15 protein-coding genes and 1 tRNA gene are annotated in these 15,621 nt (G+C 65.7%); 7 read left to right on the top strand and 9 right to left on the bottom strand.

What is annotated here, in order from left to right:
* Nucleotides 1–176 precede the first annotated feature (176 nt).
* Both VQ045_RS05675 and VQ045_RS05670 read right to left on the bottom strand, forming a co-directional pair.
* Nucleotides 177–788, bottom strand: a complete 612-nt coding sequence (locus VQ045_RS05675; RefSeq protein WP_327625352.1) for a hypothetical protein — start codon at nucleotides 786–788, stop codon at nucleotides 177–179.
* 166 nt (nucleotides 789–954) lie between these two features.
* On the bottom strand, nucleotides 955–1,167 hold the full coding sequence (locus tag VQ045_RS05670) for a tautomerase family protein (RefSeq protein ID WP_327625353.1): 213 nt from the start codon (nucleotides 1,165–1,167) through the stop codon (nucleotides 955–957).
* Between the two features lie 127 nt (nucleotides 1,168–1,294).
* Between VQ045_RS05670 and VQ045_RS05665 the strand changes: the two genes are divergently transcribed.
* Nucleotides 1,295–2,905, top strand: a complete 1,611-nt coding sequence (locus tag VQ045_RS05665) for a winged helix-turn-helix domain-containing tetratricopeptide repeat protein (RefSeq protein ID WP_331829413.1) — start codon at nucleotides 1,295–1,297, stop codon at nucleotides 2,903–2,905.
* Here the strand turns inward: VQ045_RS05665 and VQ045_RS05660 are convergent.
* The 4 genes from VQ045_RS05660 to VQ045_RS05650 all read right to left on the bottom strand — a co-directional run bounded on the left by VQ045_RS05660 (nucleotide 2,900) and on the right by VQ045_RS05650 (nucleotide 4,952).
* Nucleotides 2,900–3,262, bottom strand: a complete 363-nt coding sequence (locus VQ045_RS05660; RefSeq protein WP_442873116.1) for a dimethylsulfonioproprionate lyase family protein — start codon at nucleotides 3,260–3,262, stop codon at nucleotides 2,900–2,902. The two genes, VQ045_RS05665 and VQ045_RS05660, sit on opposite strands and share 6 nt — an antisense overlap.
* A complete protein-coding gene (locus VQ045_RS21955) occupies nucleotides 3,231–3,368 on the bottom strand; it encodes a hypothetical protein (RefSeq protein ID WP_442879826.1) in 138 nt (45 codons plus the stop codon). The genes VQ045_RS05660 and VQ045_RS21955 overlap by 32 nt, the downstream gene beginning before the upstream one ends.
* Before the next feature lie 107 nt (nucleotides 3,369–3,475).
* Complete coding sequence (locus VQ045_RS05655; protein WP_331829412.1) at nucleotides 3,476–4,453, bottom strand: CHAD domain-containing protein; 978 nt, start codon at nucleotides 4,451–4,453, stop codon at nucleotides 3,476–3,478.
* Between the two features lie 31 nt (nucleotides 4,454–4,484).
* Nucleotides 4,485–4,952 carry a CYTH domain-containing protein gene (locus VQ045_RS05650; RefSeq protein WP_331829411.1) on the bottom strand — a complete coding sequence of 156 codons (468 nt, stop codon included), beginning with the start codon at nucleotides 4,950–4,952 and terminating at the stop codon, nucleotides 4,485–4,487.
* 113 nt (nucleotides 4,953–5,065) lie between these two features.
* Between VQ045_RS05650 and lepA the strand changes: the two genes are divergently transcribed.
* The 3 genes from lepA (at nucleotide 5,066) to VQ045_RS05635 (ending at nucleotide 9,801) form a co-directional block, all read left to right on the top strand.
* A complete protein-coding gene (gene lepA / locus VQ045_RS05645; protein WP_442872980.1) occupies nucleotides 5,066–6,886 on the top strand; it encodes a translation elongation factor 4 in 1,821 nt (606 codons plus the stop codon).
* A 545-nt stretch (nucleotides 6,887–7,431) separates the two neighbouring features.
* The gene (locus VQ045_RS05640) at nucleotides 7,432–8,724 is read left to right on the top strand and encodes an Hsp70 family protein (RefSeq protein ID WP_331829410.1); all 1,293 of its coding nucleotides are present in this window, start codon (nucleotides 7,432–7,434) and stop codon (nucleotides 8,722–8,724) included.
* An 81-nt stretch (nucleotides 8,725–8,805) separates the two neighbouring features.
* The gene (locus tag VQ045_RS05635; protein ID WP_327625359.1) at nucleotides 8,806–9,801 is read left to right on the top strand and encodes a DUF808 domain-containing protein; all 996 of its coding nucleotides are present in this window, start codon (nucleotides 8,806–8,808) and stop codon (nucleotides 9,799–9,801) included.
* A gap of 164 nt (nucleotides 9,802–9,965) precedes the next feature.
* Here the strand turns inward: VQ045_RS05635 and VQ045_RS05630 are convergent.
* Nucleotides 9,966–10,040, bottom strand: a tRNA-Gln gene (locus VQ045_RS05630).
* Nucleotides 10,041–10,203: 163 nt separating this feature from the next.
* Here VQ045_RS05630 and VQ045_RS05625 point away from each other — a divergent pair.
* Nucleotides 10,204–11,394, top strand: coding sequence for a DUF3616 domain-containing protein (locus tag VQ045_RS05625; RefSeq protein ID WP_331829409.1), 1,191 nt, complete (start codon nucleotides 10,204–10,206; stop codon nucleotides 11,392–11,394).
* 8 nt (nucleotides 11,395–11,402) lie between these two features.
* Nucleotides 11,403–12,305 (top strand): MBL fold metallo-hydrolase, encoded by a 903-nt coding sequence (locus VQ045_RS05620; RefSeq protein ID WP_327622293.1) that lies wholly within the window; start codon nucleotides 11,403–11,405, stop codon nucleotides 12,303–12,305.
* A gap of 28 nt (nucleotides 12,306–12,333) precedes the next feature.
* On the opposite strand, the gene VQ045_RS05615 is transcribed toward VQ045_RS05620, so the two are convergent.
* Both VQ045_RS05615 and VQ045_RS05610 read right to left on the bottom strand, forming a co-directional pair.
* The gene (locus VQ045_RS05615; protein WP_331829408.1) at nucleotides 12,334–13,272 is read right to left on the bottom strand and encodes a DUF1499 domain-containing protein; all 939 of its coding nucleotides are present in this window, start codon (nucleotides 13,270–13,272) and stop codon (nucleotides 12,334–12,336) included.
* A gap of 72 nt (nucleotides 13,273–13,344) precedes the next feature.
* Nucleotides 13,345–14,973, bottom strand: coding sequence for a fatty-acid--CoA ligase (locus tag VQ045_RS05610; RefSeq protein ID WP_327622295.1), 1,629 nt, complete (start codon nucleotides 14,971–14,973; stop codon nucleotides 13,345–13,347).
* A gap of 174 nt (nucleotides 14,974–15,147) precedes the next feature.
* Between VQ045_RS05610 and VQ045_RS05605 the strand changes: the two genes are divergently transcribed.
* On the top strand, nucleotides 15,148–15,552 hold the full coding sequence (locus VQ045_RS05605; protein ID WP_206455406.1) for a hypothetical protein: 405 nt from the start codon (nucleotides 15,148–15,150) through the stop codon (nucleotides 15,550–15,552).
* Nucleotides 15,553–15,621 lie beyond the last annotated feature (69 nt).

Genomic DNA, 15,621 nt, shown 5'->3' with positions numbered 1-15,621 from the left:
ACGAGACCGATACCTGGGAAGAGTTCTGACAAGGCCGCGAACGCGGCTGAAACAAACCAACATTCCCATGCCAATCAGGGCGGTCCGGTCAAACCAGGCCGCCCTTTTTTCGTGCCGAGGGGAAGGGATTTTCGGGCCGACACACGACCCAGGCTACGTTCCCAATATGAACCGCGCTATTTTTGCGCGACTTTTCGCTGATCCGGCCGTGCTCCCACAGGGATCATGACGTGGGCGTATGGGGTTCCGGACCACATCACGTAGGGGCCGTCGGTCTCCATGGTGACCGGCAATCCCTCGAGATCGGCCGGATCCGGCGATATCACCATGATATGCGGCCCCTCGACGACCCACTCGTTCTGCGAGGTGGGAGTGGCCGCAGCCGGGTCGATGTTGCTCGCACCGCCTTCCGGGCTGTCGCCTGCCATCATATAGGCAACACCGACCGATTTGGCGGTGAACGGCTTCTGGTTCATCCAGGCGTCCATCCAAGTCAGCCATTCGGCGTCCATGCACATGGGCCCGGCGATGCCGGTGGGGGCCGGAAAGCACGTGTAACCGCCACTGCCCTTGCGCAGGACCTTCCCCGCCAGATCCGAAACGGTGGCGGTCTCCGAAATGCCCGGAGGCGCAGCGCGCAGCGCATCCACGATCATTTCTTCGTCGCTTTGAGCAGCCGCGCCGACCGGCACGAATGCGACCGCCAAGAGCACTGCGGCACCGACTCCCCACGCGGTGGCTCGGAACCGGGTGGCTTCATTGGAACGGAATGACGAGATCGAAAACATGGCGGGGTCCTCCTGGGCATTGATCGAGTCGAGCACCGCGGACGGCGCGGTCGACCCTTTCGGCGATCGGCGCCGGGCCGGTTGGCGGGCTGTGCGAAAAATCTCGCCGCGGGCCGCGACCGAACGCGGCGACGCGGGAAGTCCTTGATGCGAGGGTCGCGGGCAATCAGGCTTGCAGGGCCTTGACGTCCTCGGTGGTCAGCGCCTTGCCGCCGATGCCCCATTCGCCGCTGGCGAGTTCCTGGACCCGCACCCAGGTGACGCCGCGCATGGCCTCGCCTTCGATCTTGACCATGGTGTCGGTGACCTTCTCGATCATTTCCTTCTTCTGCGCCGCCGAGAAGACGCCTTCGATCAGCTGAATGTCGACGAGTGGCATGATCTTGCTCCCTTGGTTTGAATCTGCCGGTCGCCCAGCATGTCCGGGCCGGCAATAATGGCGTAGCCCATTCCCTTGCGTGATGCTGGGAGGCCAGAGGGAGAGATCGGGGAGAATTCGTGGAGATATGCTAGGCTCGCCAGCGGAGCATGCGCTCTACGGCGGTTGGACGATGCTTTATGTTTTCGAACCCTTCGAACTGGACGCCAGCCAGGTCGAGTTGCGACACAACGGCACGGTCGTGCCGGTCGAGCCACAAGTCTTCGCCCTGCTTGTGCTGCTCGTCGAAAATCGCGAGCGCATGATTTCCAAGGACGAGATCGTCGAAAAGATATGGGACGGACGCATCGTGTCCGACTCTGCCATCACCAGCCGCATTAAATCCGCCCGCCGCGCGCTTGGCGACGATGGCAGGACGCAGTGCTTTATCCGCACCGTGCATGGTCAGGGTCTACGTTTCATCGCGGAGGTCAAGACCGTCGCGTCGCAAGGCTCGCGGCTACCCGCCTCACCTTGCCGGAACGAATGGCCGATCAAGATCGCGGACGACGCCCGCCCGTCGATCGCCGTCCTGCCCTTCCGGTTGCTCGGGGTCGCCGGATCGCATGGCGCCATCGCCGATGCCCTGCCCCACGACCTGATTGCCGCCCTGTCGCGGCTGCGCTGGCTGTTCGTCATTGCGCGCGGGTCCTCGTTCCGCTTCCGCTCACCCGATCCCGACGTCGGCGAAATCGGCGAGATTCTCAATGTCCGTTACTGCCTGTCGGGTATCGTCGAGATATTCGGGAACGCCACCACCGTCGTGGTCGAGCTCGCCGATACACGCACTGGCGGCGTCGTCTGGGGCGACCGCTTCGCCGCCAGGCTCGACGACATTCACGAGATCCGCTCCCAGATCGTCGCGAACATCATCGCCGCCCTCGAAATTCAGATTCCGCTCAACGAGGCCAATCTCGCCCGATTGGGGGCACCGGAAAATCTGGACGCGTGGTCCACTTATCACCTCGGGCTTCAGCATCTTTATCGGTTCAACAAGAAGGACAACGCGGTCGCCGCGGGCCTGTTCGAAAGTGCGATCGCCAAGGAGCCCCGCTTCGCGCGCGCCCATGCCGGCCTGTCCTCGACCGCGTTCCAGAACGCCTTCCTGCGCTACACGGACGACCCGCCGAGGGCCGTCGCGACGGCGCGCAAATTCGCCGAGCGCAGCGTCGAACTCGACCCGATCGACCCCTTCGCCAATTTCACCATGGGGCGGGCCTTTTGGCTCACCGGCGATATCGATGGCAGCCTGTCCTGGTTGGACCGGTCCACCGGGCTCAGTCCGAATTACGCGCAAGGCTTCTATGCCCGCGCCTGGGCGGACACGATTTGCGAACGCGACATGAAAGGCACGGAGAATGCCCGGATCGCTTTGTCACTCAGCCCGCTCGATCCGTTTCGCTATGCCATGCTGGGGACGCGGGCCTTCGCCTGCCTGATCCGTGGCGATACCGCCGAGGCCGTGGACTGGGCAGACCGGGCGGCGCGGTCGCCGGGCGCCCACGTACTGATCGCCATGATCGCCATCGTTGCCCATGCCTTGAACGGCGACGAGCGCCGCGCGGCGCTGTGGGCCGCGGATGCGCGCGCCCGCCGCGACGACATCTCGCAGACCCATTTCTTCAGTTCGTTTCCGTTCGCGGATGGCCCGCTCCGGCGCCGGATCTCGAAAACCCTCGCGGATCAAGGCTTCTCATAAGACAAAGGGGGCGTTTCGATCGGTGCGTGTCCCGGACGGCGCATAGCCCTTACGGACCGACTTGGAAAAGCGCATTTCCGGCGCGGCCAGTCGTTCCGCCGGCCCGAGCCAAGCATAAGCCAACAGACACGGGTCGAGACCGCCAACGGTCATTCTGTGTTCGTGGCCGGATCGATTCCGGATCGATGATCCGGGCGCATAGACGGCCACGTCGTTCTCCGACCGGGCACTCGAGACGGACACATAGCTCTCTTCAATTTCATGATGGCTGTGCTGGGGGTAGGTCGTGTTCGGCGCGAACAGGACGAGGCCGATGATGAGGGAATCAGTGCGGGCCGGGCCCTGCGGCCCCAGCAACTCGCATCGGCACCGCGCCGAGATCGTCGGCCCGCACCGACGCCAGCGTCCCGGCAAAGCACCCGAACGGGCTGCTGATGTAGTCGCAGATGAAGGCGTCGGTCATGGCAGACCTCCATTGGGCCGAACAGTTGTGCCGCGCGCGTCGCCGAAAGCAAATACTGCCTTCGGATGGTTTGCCGACAAGCGAGGGGCCAGAGCGTGTTGGAAATCTCAGCTGGCGGCGACACGCCGCCGGCCGGCCTCCGGGGCTTCGGCCGGGGCATCCGGATCACGGCCCGCGACCGTCGCTGCCGCCTTGACGAGACGCCGTATCCTCCGGCCGGCCGCCTCCGCTTCTTCCGCCAGAAGGCGGCGCGCGGCATCGAGCCCCGATTGCCGCAATTCGCTCTGGCGCCGGTCCATCAGCGCCAGCACCACCGAAAGTTCGGAGGACGACCCGAAGTCTGTGGGCGTCTCGGCCGCCTCCGCCCGGAAGACGGCGTAATCATGGTCGAGGCCGAGATCGTCGGCGATCGTCTTGGCGGCTTCCTGCAACGGCGCGAATGCCTCGGGCCAGACCGGAGCGAGCAGCCGCAGATGCATCCAGTGATATTTCACCCGCTTACGCAATTCGTGCAGGGATTCGGCGTCCCGACGCTTTTCGGCCTGTTTGAGGGCCTGTCGCGCACGCGCATAGGTCCGCCCGAACCCCTTGGCGGCCAGCGCCGCACCGTTCCCGTCGGGCCGCCGGACGACAAAGCCGTCAAGGCGCCGCCGCGCCTCGCCGAGACTGCTCAACGCCATCTCGACCGCGGCCCCCATTTCAGCCTCGCTAGCCGCCGCGGCGTCGCGCCGCTCGATCAGCCGGGCGTGGATCGTCGCGAAGGCCTTGGTCTCGACCTCCCCGGCAAAGCGCTCCTCCAGGGCGTCCAGTGCCTCGATCTGTGCCGCCGTATCGCGCACCGCCGACAGCGCCCGCGCGGTATCGCGGAACCGGGGATTTTCCTCGGCGTAGAAATCCGCATCCGCGTCGCGCACGAGGCGCAACAGGCCGCGCAGCTTCTTCAGCCGCTTGCGGGCGCTGTGGACGGCCGCGTGCCGGTCGCCGCCCGCCTCGCCCAACTCGCGCTCGGCCTTGCGGAGCTGTTCGCCGGCGATCCGGCGAAACTCCGCGTCGAGCGCCTGTCCCGGATCGATCCTGAACGCCATCCACTGTTCCCCTTCGCACCGTCGCCCACGCTCAAGCGTCGTCCGGCCGGCCGTCGATGGCAAGTCGGGCATTGGTGAAGCGCGCGTCGCCCGTCACCTCGCGGCCGAGATATGCCGGCAGCGTGGGCGCGTCGCTGGTGTCCTGAAGCTCGATCTCGGCCATCACCAGCCCGGCCAGCGCGCCGGCGAAAACGTCGATCTCGACCCGGAACGCGCCCAGCGGTACGATGTGGCGGGTCTTTTCGACCACGATCCCCACCCGGCTCGCCCGCAGCGCCTCGGCGTCGGCGAGCGGAATGTCGTATTCGAACTCGCCGCGATCCATGCCAATGCCGGTCTTGATCGTCAGCCGCGCGCTTGCCCCATCCCGGATTCGCACCCGCACCGAGGCATCCTCGCGCACGAACAGATAGAATTGCTCAAGACGATGCGTCTCGCTAACCTGGCCGCGCCAGTCCTCGCCGGTCACCCGGAATTTGCGTTCGATTTCACGTCCCATACCAACAAAGACGCGCCCGCCGCCCGCCGGGTTCCGCCGCCGCCCGGCCCCATTGTCGCCTCGGCGCGAAACGGTGCTTCCAAGAACCGTTACAAGTCTCTATATCGCCGCCCATGAGCACCATGCCCGCGAACACGCCCCTCGACCACATCCGCAACTTCTCGATCGTCGCCCATATCGACCACGGGAAGTCGACGCTTGCCGACCGTCTGATCCAGTCGACCGGCGGGCTGGAGCTGCGCGACATGAAGGAGCAGGTGCTCGATTCGATGGACATCGAGCGCGAGCGCGGCATCACCATCAAGGCCCAGACCGTGCGCCTGCATTATACGGCGAAGAACGGCGAGACCTACGTCCTCAACCTCATCGACACGCCCGGACATGTCGATTTCGCCTATGAGGTCTCGCGCTCGCTGTCGGCCTGCGAGGGCGCGCTGCTCGTCGTCGACGCGGCGCAGGGGGTCGAGGCGCAGACGCTCGCCAACGTCTATCTCGCCCTCGACAACGATCTGGAAATCGTCCCGGTCCTCAACAAGATCGATCTGCCCGCCGCCGAGCCAGACAAGGTCAAGGAGCAGATCGAGGAGGTGATCGGCCTCGACGCCTCGGAAGCCGTGATGATTTCCGCGAAATCCGGCCTCGGCATCGAGGATGTGCTGGAGGCGATCGTCCACCGCCTGCCCCCGCCGAAGGAAGGCGACCGCGCCGCTCCGTTGAAGGCGATGCTGGTCGACAGCTGGTACGATTCCTATCTCGGCGTCGTCGTGCTCGTGCGCGTCATCGACGGCGAGCTGAAGAAGGGTCAGGTGATCCGCATGATGGGCACAGACGCCAAATACCCGGTCGACCGGGTCGGCGTCTTTACCCCCAAGATGGTTCAGGTCGACGCGCTCGGCCCCGGCGAGCTCGGCTTCATCACCGCCTCGATCAAGGAAGTCGCCGACACCCGCGTCGGCGATACCATCACCGAGGACAAGCGCCGCACCACGACGATGCTGCCCGGCTTCAAGCCGGCCCAGCCGGTGGTCTTCTGCGGCCTGTTCCCGGTCGATGCCGCCGATTTCGATGATCTCAGAGCCGCCATGGGCAGGCTGCGGCTCAACGACGCCAGTTTCTCCTTCGAGATGGAATCCTCGGCCGCGCTTGGTTTCGGTTTCCGCTGCGGTTTCCTCGGCCTGCTCCATCTGGAAATCGTCCAGGAGCGGCTGTCCCGCGAGTTCGACCTCGACCTCATCGCGACGGCCCCGAGCGTCGTCTACGACATCAAGCTGACCGACGGCACGACCATCCAGCTGCACAATCCGGCCGATATGCCGGACATCATGAAGATCGAGCGGATCGACGAGCCCTGGATCAAGGCGACGATCCTCACCCCGGACGAGTATCTCGGCAACATATTGACGCTCTGCCAGGAACGGCGCGGCGTCCAGATCGATCTCTCCTATGTCGGCAAGCGCGCGCTGGTGGTCTACGAGCTGCCGCTGAACGAGGTGGTGTTCGACTTCTACGACCGGCTGAAATCGATCTCCAAGGGCTACGCCAGCTTCGACTACCAGATGACCGACTACCGCGAGGGCGACCTCGTCAAGATGGGGATTTTGGTCAATGCCGAGCCGGTCGACGCCCTGTCGATGCTGGTCCACCGCAACCAGGCCGAGCGGCGCGGCCGGGCCATGTGCGAGAAGCTGAAGGAGCTGATCCCCAACCATCTCTTCAAGATCCCGATCCAGGCGGCGATCGGCGGCAAGGTGATCGCCCGCGAGACCATCTCGGCGCTCCGGAAGGACGTCACCGCCAAATGCTACGGCGGCGATGCCACCAGAAAGCGCAAGCTGCTCGACAAGCAGAAAGAGGGCAAGAAGCGCATGCGCCAGTTCGGCAAGGTCGACATCCCGCAGGAAGCCTTCATCGCCGCGCTGAAGATGGATAGCTGAGCTTCCGCATCCCCGCGCGCAGCGTGTGGATGCGTGCCACTGCCTGCACCGAGACGAACGGAGCGCGCCCCTCTGGACGAGANGCGCGCAGCGTGTGGATGCGTGCCACTGCCTGCACCGAGACGAACGGAGCGCGCCCCTCTGGACGAGAGGGAACGGCCTTCATCCAAAGTCGTCATCCCGGCCTTGAGCCGGGACCCATTCCAAATCATCCGAGCCCCCAATCCGTCGCCGGACAGGATGGATAAAAGTCGCGGCATGGGTCCCGGCTCAAGGCCGGGATGACGAGGTTTCAAGGGCAGCGCGCTCCCAAGAAACCGCGCCGCCCAAAAAATCTCTCACCCCCCTCGTAACCTCGCGCATAATCCTCTGCCCGCTGGCCCATCCTGGGCGAGTCGATGGAACGGGCGCGGAAACGCGCGGTGATGCCTTCATCTTGCCCGCCGCTTCGGCTAAGCACCGCGGCTCCACATTCTCCCCGTCCCTTTCCATCTCCGGACGTCCTCGCCCGCCCGGCGCGTTCCGCCTGTTTCCAGAGCCTTTGCATGACGACGTTGTTTCCCGGCCTCGATTTCGGCACCACCAATTCCACCCTGGCGCTCGCCGCCCCCGGCGCGGCGCCGCGGCTGGTGCCGCTGGAGGACACCCATCTGACCATTCCCTCCGCGCTGTTCTTCAGTCTCGAGGACGGCGAGACCTATGTCGGCCGCGCCGCGGTGTTCGAATATCGCGACGGCGCCGAAGGGCGCTTCATGCGGGCGCTGAAGTCGATCCTCGGCACCTCGCTGATGGCCGAGACGACGCCCATCGGCCGCAGGCGCATGAGCTTCGAGGAACTGATCGGCCGGTTCCTCAAGCATCTGCGCGAGCGGCTGAAAGAGGCCGTCGGCGCCGATCCGGCCGTCGCCGGCGCCGCCCTCGATTCGATCGTGCTCGGCCGCCCGGTGCGCTTCGTCGACGAGGACGACGCGGCCGATCGCGCCGCCCAAGGTCAATTGGAGACAGCCGCCCGCGCGCAAGGGTTTCGTCATATCGAGTTCCAGTACGAGCCGGTCGCGGCCGCGCTTCATTACGAACGGACGGTCACGTCCGAGCAACTCGCCCTCGTCGTCGATATCGGCGGCGGCACGTCGGATTTCTCGATCCTGCGCCTGGCGCCGCGCACCGCCGGTGCGGCCGCGAACCAGGTCGACCGCCGCTCCGACATTCTGGCCACCACCGGCGTCCATGTCGGCGGCACGGATTTCGACCGCCTCCTCAACATCGCGGCGGTGATGCCGCATTTCGGCCTCGGCTCGACCACCGCCGACGGCAAGCGGGCGATGCCGGTCTGGTATTTCAACGACATGGCCACCTGGCACCGGATCAACACGCTCTACACGGCCAAGAACAGCCGCGACATCCGTAGCCTGGAGCGCGAGGCGGCCGAGCCGGACAAGCTCGCCCGCTATGCCCATCTCCTCGCCCACCGTTCGGGCCATCGCCTCGCTGGCGCGGTGGAGGCGGCCAAGATCGCCCTGACCGAGGATACCCAGGCAGCCGTCACGCTACACGAGCCGGGGCTGGCGCTCGACCTGCCGGTGACCCGTGCTGCCTTCGATGCGGCGACGGCCGAGCTCAACGGCCGCATTGCCGGCGCGATCGATGCGGCCCTCGCAAGCGCCCAGGTCGCGGCCGGATCGATCCAGACCGTGATTCTCACCGGCGGCGGCGCGCTGGTGCCGGCGGTGCGCGCCGTCGCCACCCGGCGCTTTCCCGGCGCGGCCATCGCCCAGGCGGACGAATTCGGCAGCGTCGGGCTCGGGCTGGCCGTCGATGCCGCCCGGCGGTTCGCCTAAGCGGCGTTCGCTAAACGGCACGCGCGACCTATAACGTTTCGAATGGCGGATTGACGCTGGGCTGAACCAAAGGACCGGATCGTGAGCATCGGACTGATCGCGCTTCTCGACGACATCGCGGGCCTCGCCAAGGTGGCGGCCGCCTCTCTCGACGACGTCGCCGCGCAGGCCGCCAAGGCGGGCACCAAGGCCGCCGGCGTCGTCATCGACGACGCCGCGGTGACGCCGCGCTACGTCACCGGCTTCAAGCCCGAACGCGAGCTGCCAATCATCTGGCGGATCACCCTTGGATCGCTCAAGAACAAGCTCGTCTTCCTGTTGCCGGGCGCGCTGTTGCTCGGCTATTTCGCGCCCTGGGCGATCACCCCGCTGTTGATGCTCGGTGGGCTCTATCTCTCCTACGAGGGCGCCGAGAAGGTCTACGAGGCGCTGTTTCCGCACAAGGCCCATGCACATGAGGCCAAGCTTACCGGCGCCAAGACCGATCCGAAAGCGCTGGAGAATCAGAAGGTCGCAAGCGCCGTCAAGACCGATTTCATCCTCTCGGCCGAGATCATGGCGATCACCCTTGCCGGGCTTCCGCAGGGTGGCCTCGCCATGCAGGCGGCGGTTTTGGCGATCGTCGCGGTCGGCATCACCGCGGTCGTCTATGGCGGCGTCGCGCTGATCGTGAAGGCCGACGACGTCGGCCTCGCCATGGCCAAGAGCGACACTCCGTCCGTCGTTGGCTCGGCGATCCGGGGAATCGGCCGCGGCCTCGTTATCGGCATGCCGGTCTTCCTGAAGGTGCTGGCTGTCGTCGGCACTGCAGCGATGATCTGGGTCGGCGGCGGCATCATCGTCCACGGCCTCGAGGAATACGGCTTCACCACCATCGGCCACACGATCGAGGTCGGCGCCGAGGCAGCCGTCCATGCGATCGGCGAGTTCGGCGGCTTCGTCCATTGGCTGGTGGCGGCGGCCGGCGCGGGAGTCGTCGGCCTCATCGTCGGCGCGGCGCTTATCCCGCTCGTCGGGGCGGTCGTCGCGCCGCTCTGGAATGCCGTCAGCGGCAAGAAGGACGCGCCGGCGCATTGAGAGATCGGCGGGAGCCGCGCGGCCCGGCTTTTTGCCGCAGCTGGCGGAAACCAGAACCCAGGCCACCGCCGTCTTCCAGCTGGAGATCCCGGCAGTCCTCGCGCTGGTCGGCCTGCACGGTGCTGGTCGGCCTGCCCGCATCGTCATCAAGAAATGAGCAGACGTGGCTGGGGCGGCAGGGTTCGAACCTGCGAATGGCGGCATCAAAAGCCGCTGCCTTACCACTTGGCGACGCCCCAAAGCTCGCGTCCGGTGGCGTGCTATAGCCTCTGGCCGGCCGTCATGCAACGACCGACCGCGCGGCAAATCAATCATGTTTTTCGCTGATCGCCGCCGGGCAACTTGCATCATCCGCAGCCTGCCCGATGTACCGCCCGGAAAACAGCGGCAGGATGACACACCATGGCCAAGGGCAAGCAGACCCAACTCTCGAAACGGGCGGGCGCGGAAAAGAAGGCAGACCTGCTGCTCGATCGCGGGCCGGCGGCCAGGGTCGATCTGTTCTTCACCCATCAGGACCGGCTGGCCCATGTCGATGATCCGATCTGGCAGGATGTATCGGCGCTCGCCGTCACCGGCCGCTCGATCTTCTGCACTTGCGACGAGACCTCGACCATCGAGCGCGTGAGCTTCGATCCGAAGACCGGCAAGGCTGGCGAGCACACACATTTCGTGCTCGGCGAGACCTTTGACCTGCCGGAGGGACCCGGCGGCGAGATGGATATCGAGGGTCTGGCGGTCGCCGATGGCTATCTCTGGATCTGTGGCTCGCACTCCCTGAAACGCGACAAGCCGGAGGATGACGGGCTCAAGGACATGGAGGACATCGACTGGGACGCCAATCGCGGGTTTCTCGGCAAGGTGCCGCTGCTCGATCGGGGTGACGGCGTCTTCGATCTCGTGGCGGCGATCGAACCGCTCGACGGCGCGCCGGCTCGCGCGGCCCGGATGATCCCCATGAGGAAATCCCGGAAAACGCCGATCCGCAAGATGTTGGCCAAGGATAAGTTGATCGGCCCGTTCATGGATCATCCCTGCAAGGAAAACGGCTTCGACATCGAGGGGCTCGCCGTCACGGGAAACACGGTCCTTCTGGGGCTGCGCGGCCCGGCCGTCGGCGGCTATGCGATGATCGTTCGCATGGAGATGAAGGACGCCAAGAACGGGTTCCTGAAGCCGCGAAAACTCGATGGCGGCAAACGCTACAGGCTGCAGGCGATCAATCTCGACGGCCAGGGCATTCGCGACATGCATTGGCAGGACGGCCGGCTGTTGATTCTGTCCGGCGCCACGACCGATCTGGAAGCCCTGCAGTCGGTCTTCGCCATCGAGGACTACGATCCCGAGCGGAACATCTACGAGGACGACGCCTTGGCGCGCGTGCTCAACCTGCCGGCGATCCGCGGCTCCGACCATGCCGAGGGAATCGCGCCGATCGAGATCGACGGCGTGGCGAAACTTCTCGTCGCTTATGATTCTCCGCACGAGGACCGGACCGACGCCAAGACCCAGCGCCTGACCACCGACATGTTCGAACTCGCCTCGGCGCGATCCGCGTCGCCGAAGCCGCGCGCCGCGGGCGGCAAAGGTTGAGCAGGCCAGTGACCAGCTTCGATACCGCCTTCGACCCCGCCTACGGAAAGGCCGTCCCCCTCGGCGACTCCGTCTGGCGGGTCACCGCGCGCAATCCGAGCCCGTTCACCTTTCATGGCACCAACAGCTATGTCGTGGGCGACGATCGTTGCTTCGTCGTCGATCCGGGCCCCGACGACCCGGCGCATCTGGACGCGCTGCTCGTCGCGATCGACGGCCGTCCGGTCGATGCAATCCTGTTGACCCATACCCATCGCGACCACACCGGCCTGGTCGACCGGCTGAAGGACATTATCGGCGCTCCGCTTCTCGGCGGCGGGCCGCATCGCCCGATGCGCCCGCTGCTGGCCGGGGAGGAAGCGCTGATCGAGGCCGCTGGCGATGCGTCCCTCGTCTTCGACCGCACGCTTCCGGACGACGAGACGCTGGTCCTCGGCGGCACGAGCGTCACGGTAATCGCCACCCCCGGCCACTGCGCCAACCATCTGGCCTTCGCGATCGGCACGGACGGAACGGTGCTGTCGGGCGATCACGTCATGGCCTGGTCGACGACGATCGTCGCGCCACCGGATGGCGCCATGCGGGACTACATGAATTCGCTCGATCGCCTGCTCGCTCGCGACGATTCACGCTATCTGCCCGGCCATGGTGGCGCGGTCGGACGGCCGAAGGCCTTCGTGCGGGCGCTCATCGGCCATCGCCGGATGCGCGAGAATGCGATCCTGACGCGTCTTCGCGCCGGTGACCGGACGATCCCGGCGGTCGTCGCGGCGATCTATCGCGGCACCGATCCGAAGCTGCACGGCGCCGCGGGTTTGTCGGTGCTGGCCCATCTGGAAGACTTGGCCGAGCGCGGCCTGGTGGCGGCCGACGGGCCGCCGACGCTCGATACCCACTTCGCGCCCGCTTGACTGCCACATGCCGCCCCGGGAAACGAGATCAGCCTCCCGTGTCGACCGTCTCCAGTCCGGCCATCGCCGTGTCGAGATCTTCGAGGAAGCGCTCGATAAAGCGACGATTCTGGCCGAAGTCGACATCGATCGAGCGTGAGACCGATTGCAGATCGACGAAACTCTCGTCGCCGTCCTGGACGATGCGGATGCTGATATCGCTCGGCAGGGCGAAGAGAAGATCGCGGGCGATGGCGCTGATCCGGTATTGTTCGCTATCGGGCCGGTCGAGCGGATCGGAAGCGGCCTCGGCATCGATTCCGGCCCGCGCCGTTGGGATCGGGATGTCGCCAGCTCCGCTAACGCCGAGGTCACCACCGGCCAGTTCCGGCGCCGCGACGACGGCACTGGCCGGACCTTCGGCGACAACACCGCCGACCTGCCAGCCCAGATCATCCAGCACCACACGCGCGGCGGCATAAACCCGTGGCGCGGTGGCGACGAAACGCCGCCCCGGAACAACGCTCGGCTCCGCCAGGGCCGCCTCGGGCGCGGCCACAACCGGCGCGTCGGCAGGCGCTTGAGGCTCGATCACCGCGGCGGGACCGTCGGGGTCCAAGCCGTCCGTATAGGCGGCGTTCGTCCTCGGATTCACGGCCGCGAGATAGGCCGTATAGGCAAAAGGAGAGAGCACGATGCTCGCCAGGACAAAGGCCCCGAGCGCCGCGCCGCCGCCGGCGACCCCCTGGAACCAGACCCGAACGAGCCCATACAGGGAGATCAGCAACGCCAGCGCGGCAACGCCGGCGGTCAAGAGCAGAAGGCCGATCAAGGCCTGCGGCACGATGGCCCCAAGCCTGAAGATGGCAAGCGACGTGACCAACAACATCAACGCGAAGGCCGCCAGCCTGCGGGCAAAGCCCGCCAGCCGCAGCCGCTTGCGCAGATAGTGCCCCGAAACCGGGAGCCGTCCGTAAATCGAACTCATGGGCGATCCTTAAAAGCCACGGCCCTGTCGCGTCGGCCCCGGCGGCCATTGAACCGCCGGTACGCGCATAACTCAGGCCGTGGGCAGGCGATAGTCACGAAACTGATCCCTGAGTGTCGTCTTCTGTATCTTGCCGGTCGCCGTATGGGGAATTTCCGACACGAAGGCGACGTCGTCCGGCATCCACCATTTGGCGACCTTGCCCTCCAGAAAGCCGAGAATGTCTTCCTTGGAAGGCTCCCGCCCCTCCTTGCGGACGATGACGAGCAGCGGCCGCTCGTCCCATTTGGGATGGGCGAGACCGATCACGGCGGCTTCCGCGACATCGGGATGGCCGACGGCGAGATTTTCCAGATCGATCGTCGAGATCCACTCACCGCCCGACTTGATGACGTCCTTGGCGCGGTCGGTAATCTGCATGTAGCCGTGCTCGTCCATATGGGCGACGTCGCCGGTGTCGAACCAGCCGTCGTCGTCGAACACTTCCGGGCCGGTGTTCTTGTAGTAGCTACTGGCGACCGCCGGGCCGCGCACCTTGAGACGGCCGAAGGTCTTGCCGTCCCACGGCCGCTCGACATTGGCGTCGTCGGTCACCTTCATTTCGACGCCGAAGGGCGGGTGGCCCTGCTTCTGTTCGAGATCGAGCAGCGCCTCGCCCTCAAGATCGGCATATTCCGGCTTGATGGTGCACAGGCTGCCGAGCGGACTCATCTCGGTCATGCCCCAGGCATGGATGACCTGGACGCCGTAATTGTCCTGGAATTTCTGCGTCACGGCGCGCGGACAGGCGGCGCCGCCGATCACCACCCGTTCGAGGTCGGGCAGTTCACCACCCTCCTTCTCCAGGTGCTGCAGCAGCATCAGCCAGACCGTCGGCACGGCGGCGCTGAAGGTGACCTTTTCCTGGGTCAGCAATTCGAAAACCGAGGCGCCGTCCATCTTGGCCCCCGGCATCACCATCGCGGTTCCAGCCATCGGGCAGGTCAGGGCGAGTCCCCAGCCATTGGCATGAAACAGCGGCACGATCGGCAGCAGCCTGTCGCGCGAGGACAGGCCCATCGCATCGGGCTGTTGCGCCATCATCGAATGCAGAACGTTCGAGCGGTGGGAATAGAGCACGCCCTTGGGGTTGCCGGTGGTGCCGGACGTGTAGCACATGCCGGCCGCGGTGTTTTCGTCGAACGCCTTCCAGACGAAATCGCCGTCCGCCTCGGCCAGCCAATCCTCGTAGCAGACCACGTTGGCCAGTTTCGTCTCCGGCATATGCGCGGCGTCGGTGAGAACGATGATCTTTTCCAGGCTCGGAACCTTCGGCGCGATCGCCTCGATGATGGGCATGAAGGTCAGGTCGACGAAGATGAAGCGATCTTCGGCATCGTTCATGATCCAGGCGATCTGATCCGGGAACAGCCGCGGGTTCAGCGTGTGATAGATCGCGCCGATGCCGAGGATGCCGTACCAGCATTCGAGGTGGCGCCAGGTATTCCAGGCCAGGGTGGCAACGCGATCGCCGAGCTTGATGCCGTCGCGCTCCAGCCGCTGGGCGAGTTGCAGGGACCGCGTCCGGACCTCGCTGTAATTGGTGCGGTGGATCGGCCCCTCGACCGAGCGCGTGACGATTTCACGGCGCGGATGATAGGTCGCGGCGTGATCGATCACCTTCGAGCAAAGCAGTGGCCATTGCTGCATCAAACCCTGCATGAATATTCCTCCCTGGCGTCGAGGGTTCCAGACGGTTCCCGTTCGCGACGCCAATGTCGGCAACGGCCCGGCGTTTGTCCAGACGCCGCGAGCGAGACCTGACCGTCGCCACAGTTCGGCCGCTTGCCGGAGTCAGGTTTCGATCCCACGCGAGTAGGGACTAGGAGCGATACGATGCAGGTGGACGCACAGACGGCAATCGGCGCGGGGTCTGGAAACGAGGCTCTCGGCGCGGTCGAGTTCGAACTGGCCCTGGACATGCAGGATCCGACACGGATCGCTTTCGACGAATGCGTGCGTTCGGCTGCCGCCGTGGTCGGCGGAGAGCTCCTGTTCGACATGCCGTCGGATGGCTCTGTCGAGGATGCATCCCGCATTGCCGCAGTGCGCGTCGCCACCCCTCAGCGCGAGGACATTCTGTTCGCGATATTGAACGAGGCCGGCGACACCATCCGCAATCCGGATCGCGAGGAGATCGGCGAGCGCTTTTATGGCTTCGCCCGCGCCTTCGTCGGCGTCCTCACACGCATTCGCGACGCCATGCCCTTCGGCGGCATGGAAACCGAAGGCTCGGCCTGACGAGCGGCAGTCCCGTCTCGGTCGGACGAGTCGAGGACGGAACCGACCGCCCCGACGAACGACGCCGCA

Origin of the sequence: Aurantimonas sp. E1-2-R+4 (assembly GCF_036549515.1) — a bacterium.
Classification (GTDB): domain Bacteria; phylum Pseudomonadota; class Alphaproteobacteria; order Rhizobiales; family Rhizobiaceae; genus Aurantimonas; species Aurantimonas coralicida_A.
Note: the sequence above shows the minus strand (reverse complement) of the source record. Positions and strands in the feature narration are given on the sequence as shown.

What these genes read in the sequence shown, in the direction of transcription:
- VQ045_RS05675 (WP_327625352.1), bottom strand. Translation starts at nt 788, where the DNA reads ATGTTTTCGATCTCGTCATTCCGTTCCAATGAAGCCACCCGGTTCCGA.
- VQ045_RS05670 (WP_327625353.1), bottom strand. Translation starts at nt 1,167, where the DNA reads ATGCCACTCGTCGACATTCAGCTGATCGAAGGCGTCTTCTCGGCGGCG.
- VQ045_RS05665 (WP_331829413.1), top strand. Translation starts at nt 1,295, where the DNA reads ATGCTAGGCTCGCCAGCGGAGCATGCGCTCTACGGCGGTTGGACGATG.
- VQ045_RS21955 (WP_442879826.1), bottom strand. Translation starts at nt 3,368, where the DNA reads ATGACCGACGCCTTCATCTGCGACTACATCAGCAGCCCGTTCGGGTGC.
- VQ045_RS05655 (WP_331829412.1), bottom strand. Translation starts at nt 4,453, where the DNA reads ATGGCGTTCAGGATCGATCCGGGACAGGCGCTCGACGCGGAGTTTCGC.
- VQ045_RS05650 (WP_331829411.1), bottom strand. Translation starts at nt 4,952, where the DNA reads ATGGGACGTGAAATCGAACGCAAATTCCGGGTGACCGGCGAGGACTGG.
- lepA (WP_442872980.1), top strand. Translation starts at nt 5,066, where the DNA reads ATGAGCACCATGCCCGCGAACACGCCCCTCGACCACATCCGCAACTTC.
- VQ045_RS05640 (WP_331829410.1), top strand. Translation starts at nt 7,432, where the DNA reads ATGACGACGTTGTTTCCCGGCCTCGATTTCGGCACCACCAATTCCACC.
- VQ045_RS05625 (WP_331829409.1), top strand. Translation starts at nt 10,204, where the DNA reads ATGGCCAAGGGCAAGCAGACCCAACTCTCGAAACGGGCGGGCGCGGAA.
- VQ045_RS05615 (WP_331829408.1), bottom strand. Translation starts at nt 13,272, where the DNA reads ATGAGTTCGATTTACGGACGGCTCCCGGTTTCGGGGCACTATCTGCGC.
- VQ045_RS05610 (WP_327622295.1), bottom strand. Translation starts at nt 14,973, where the DNA reads ATGCAGGGTTTGATGCAGCAATGGCCACTGCTTTGCTCGAAGGTGATC.
- VQ045_RS05605 (WP_206455406.1), top strand. Translation starts at nt 15,148, where the DNA reads ATGCAGGTGGACGCACAGACGGCAATCGGCGCGGGGTCTGGAAACGAG.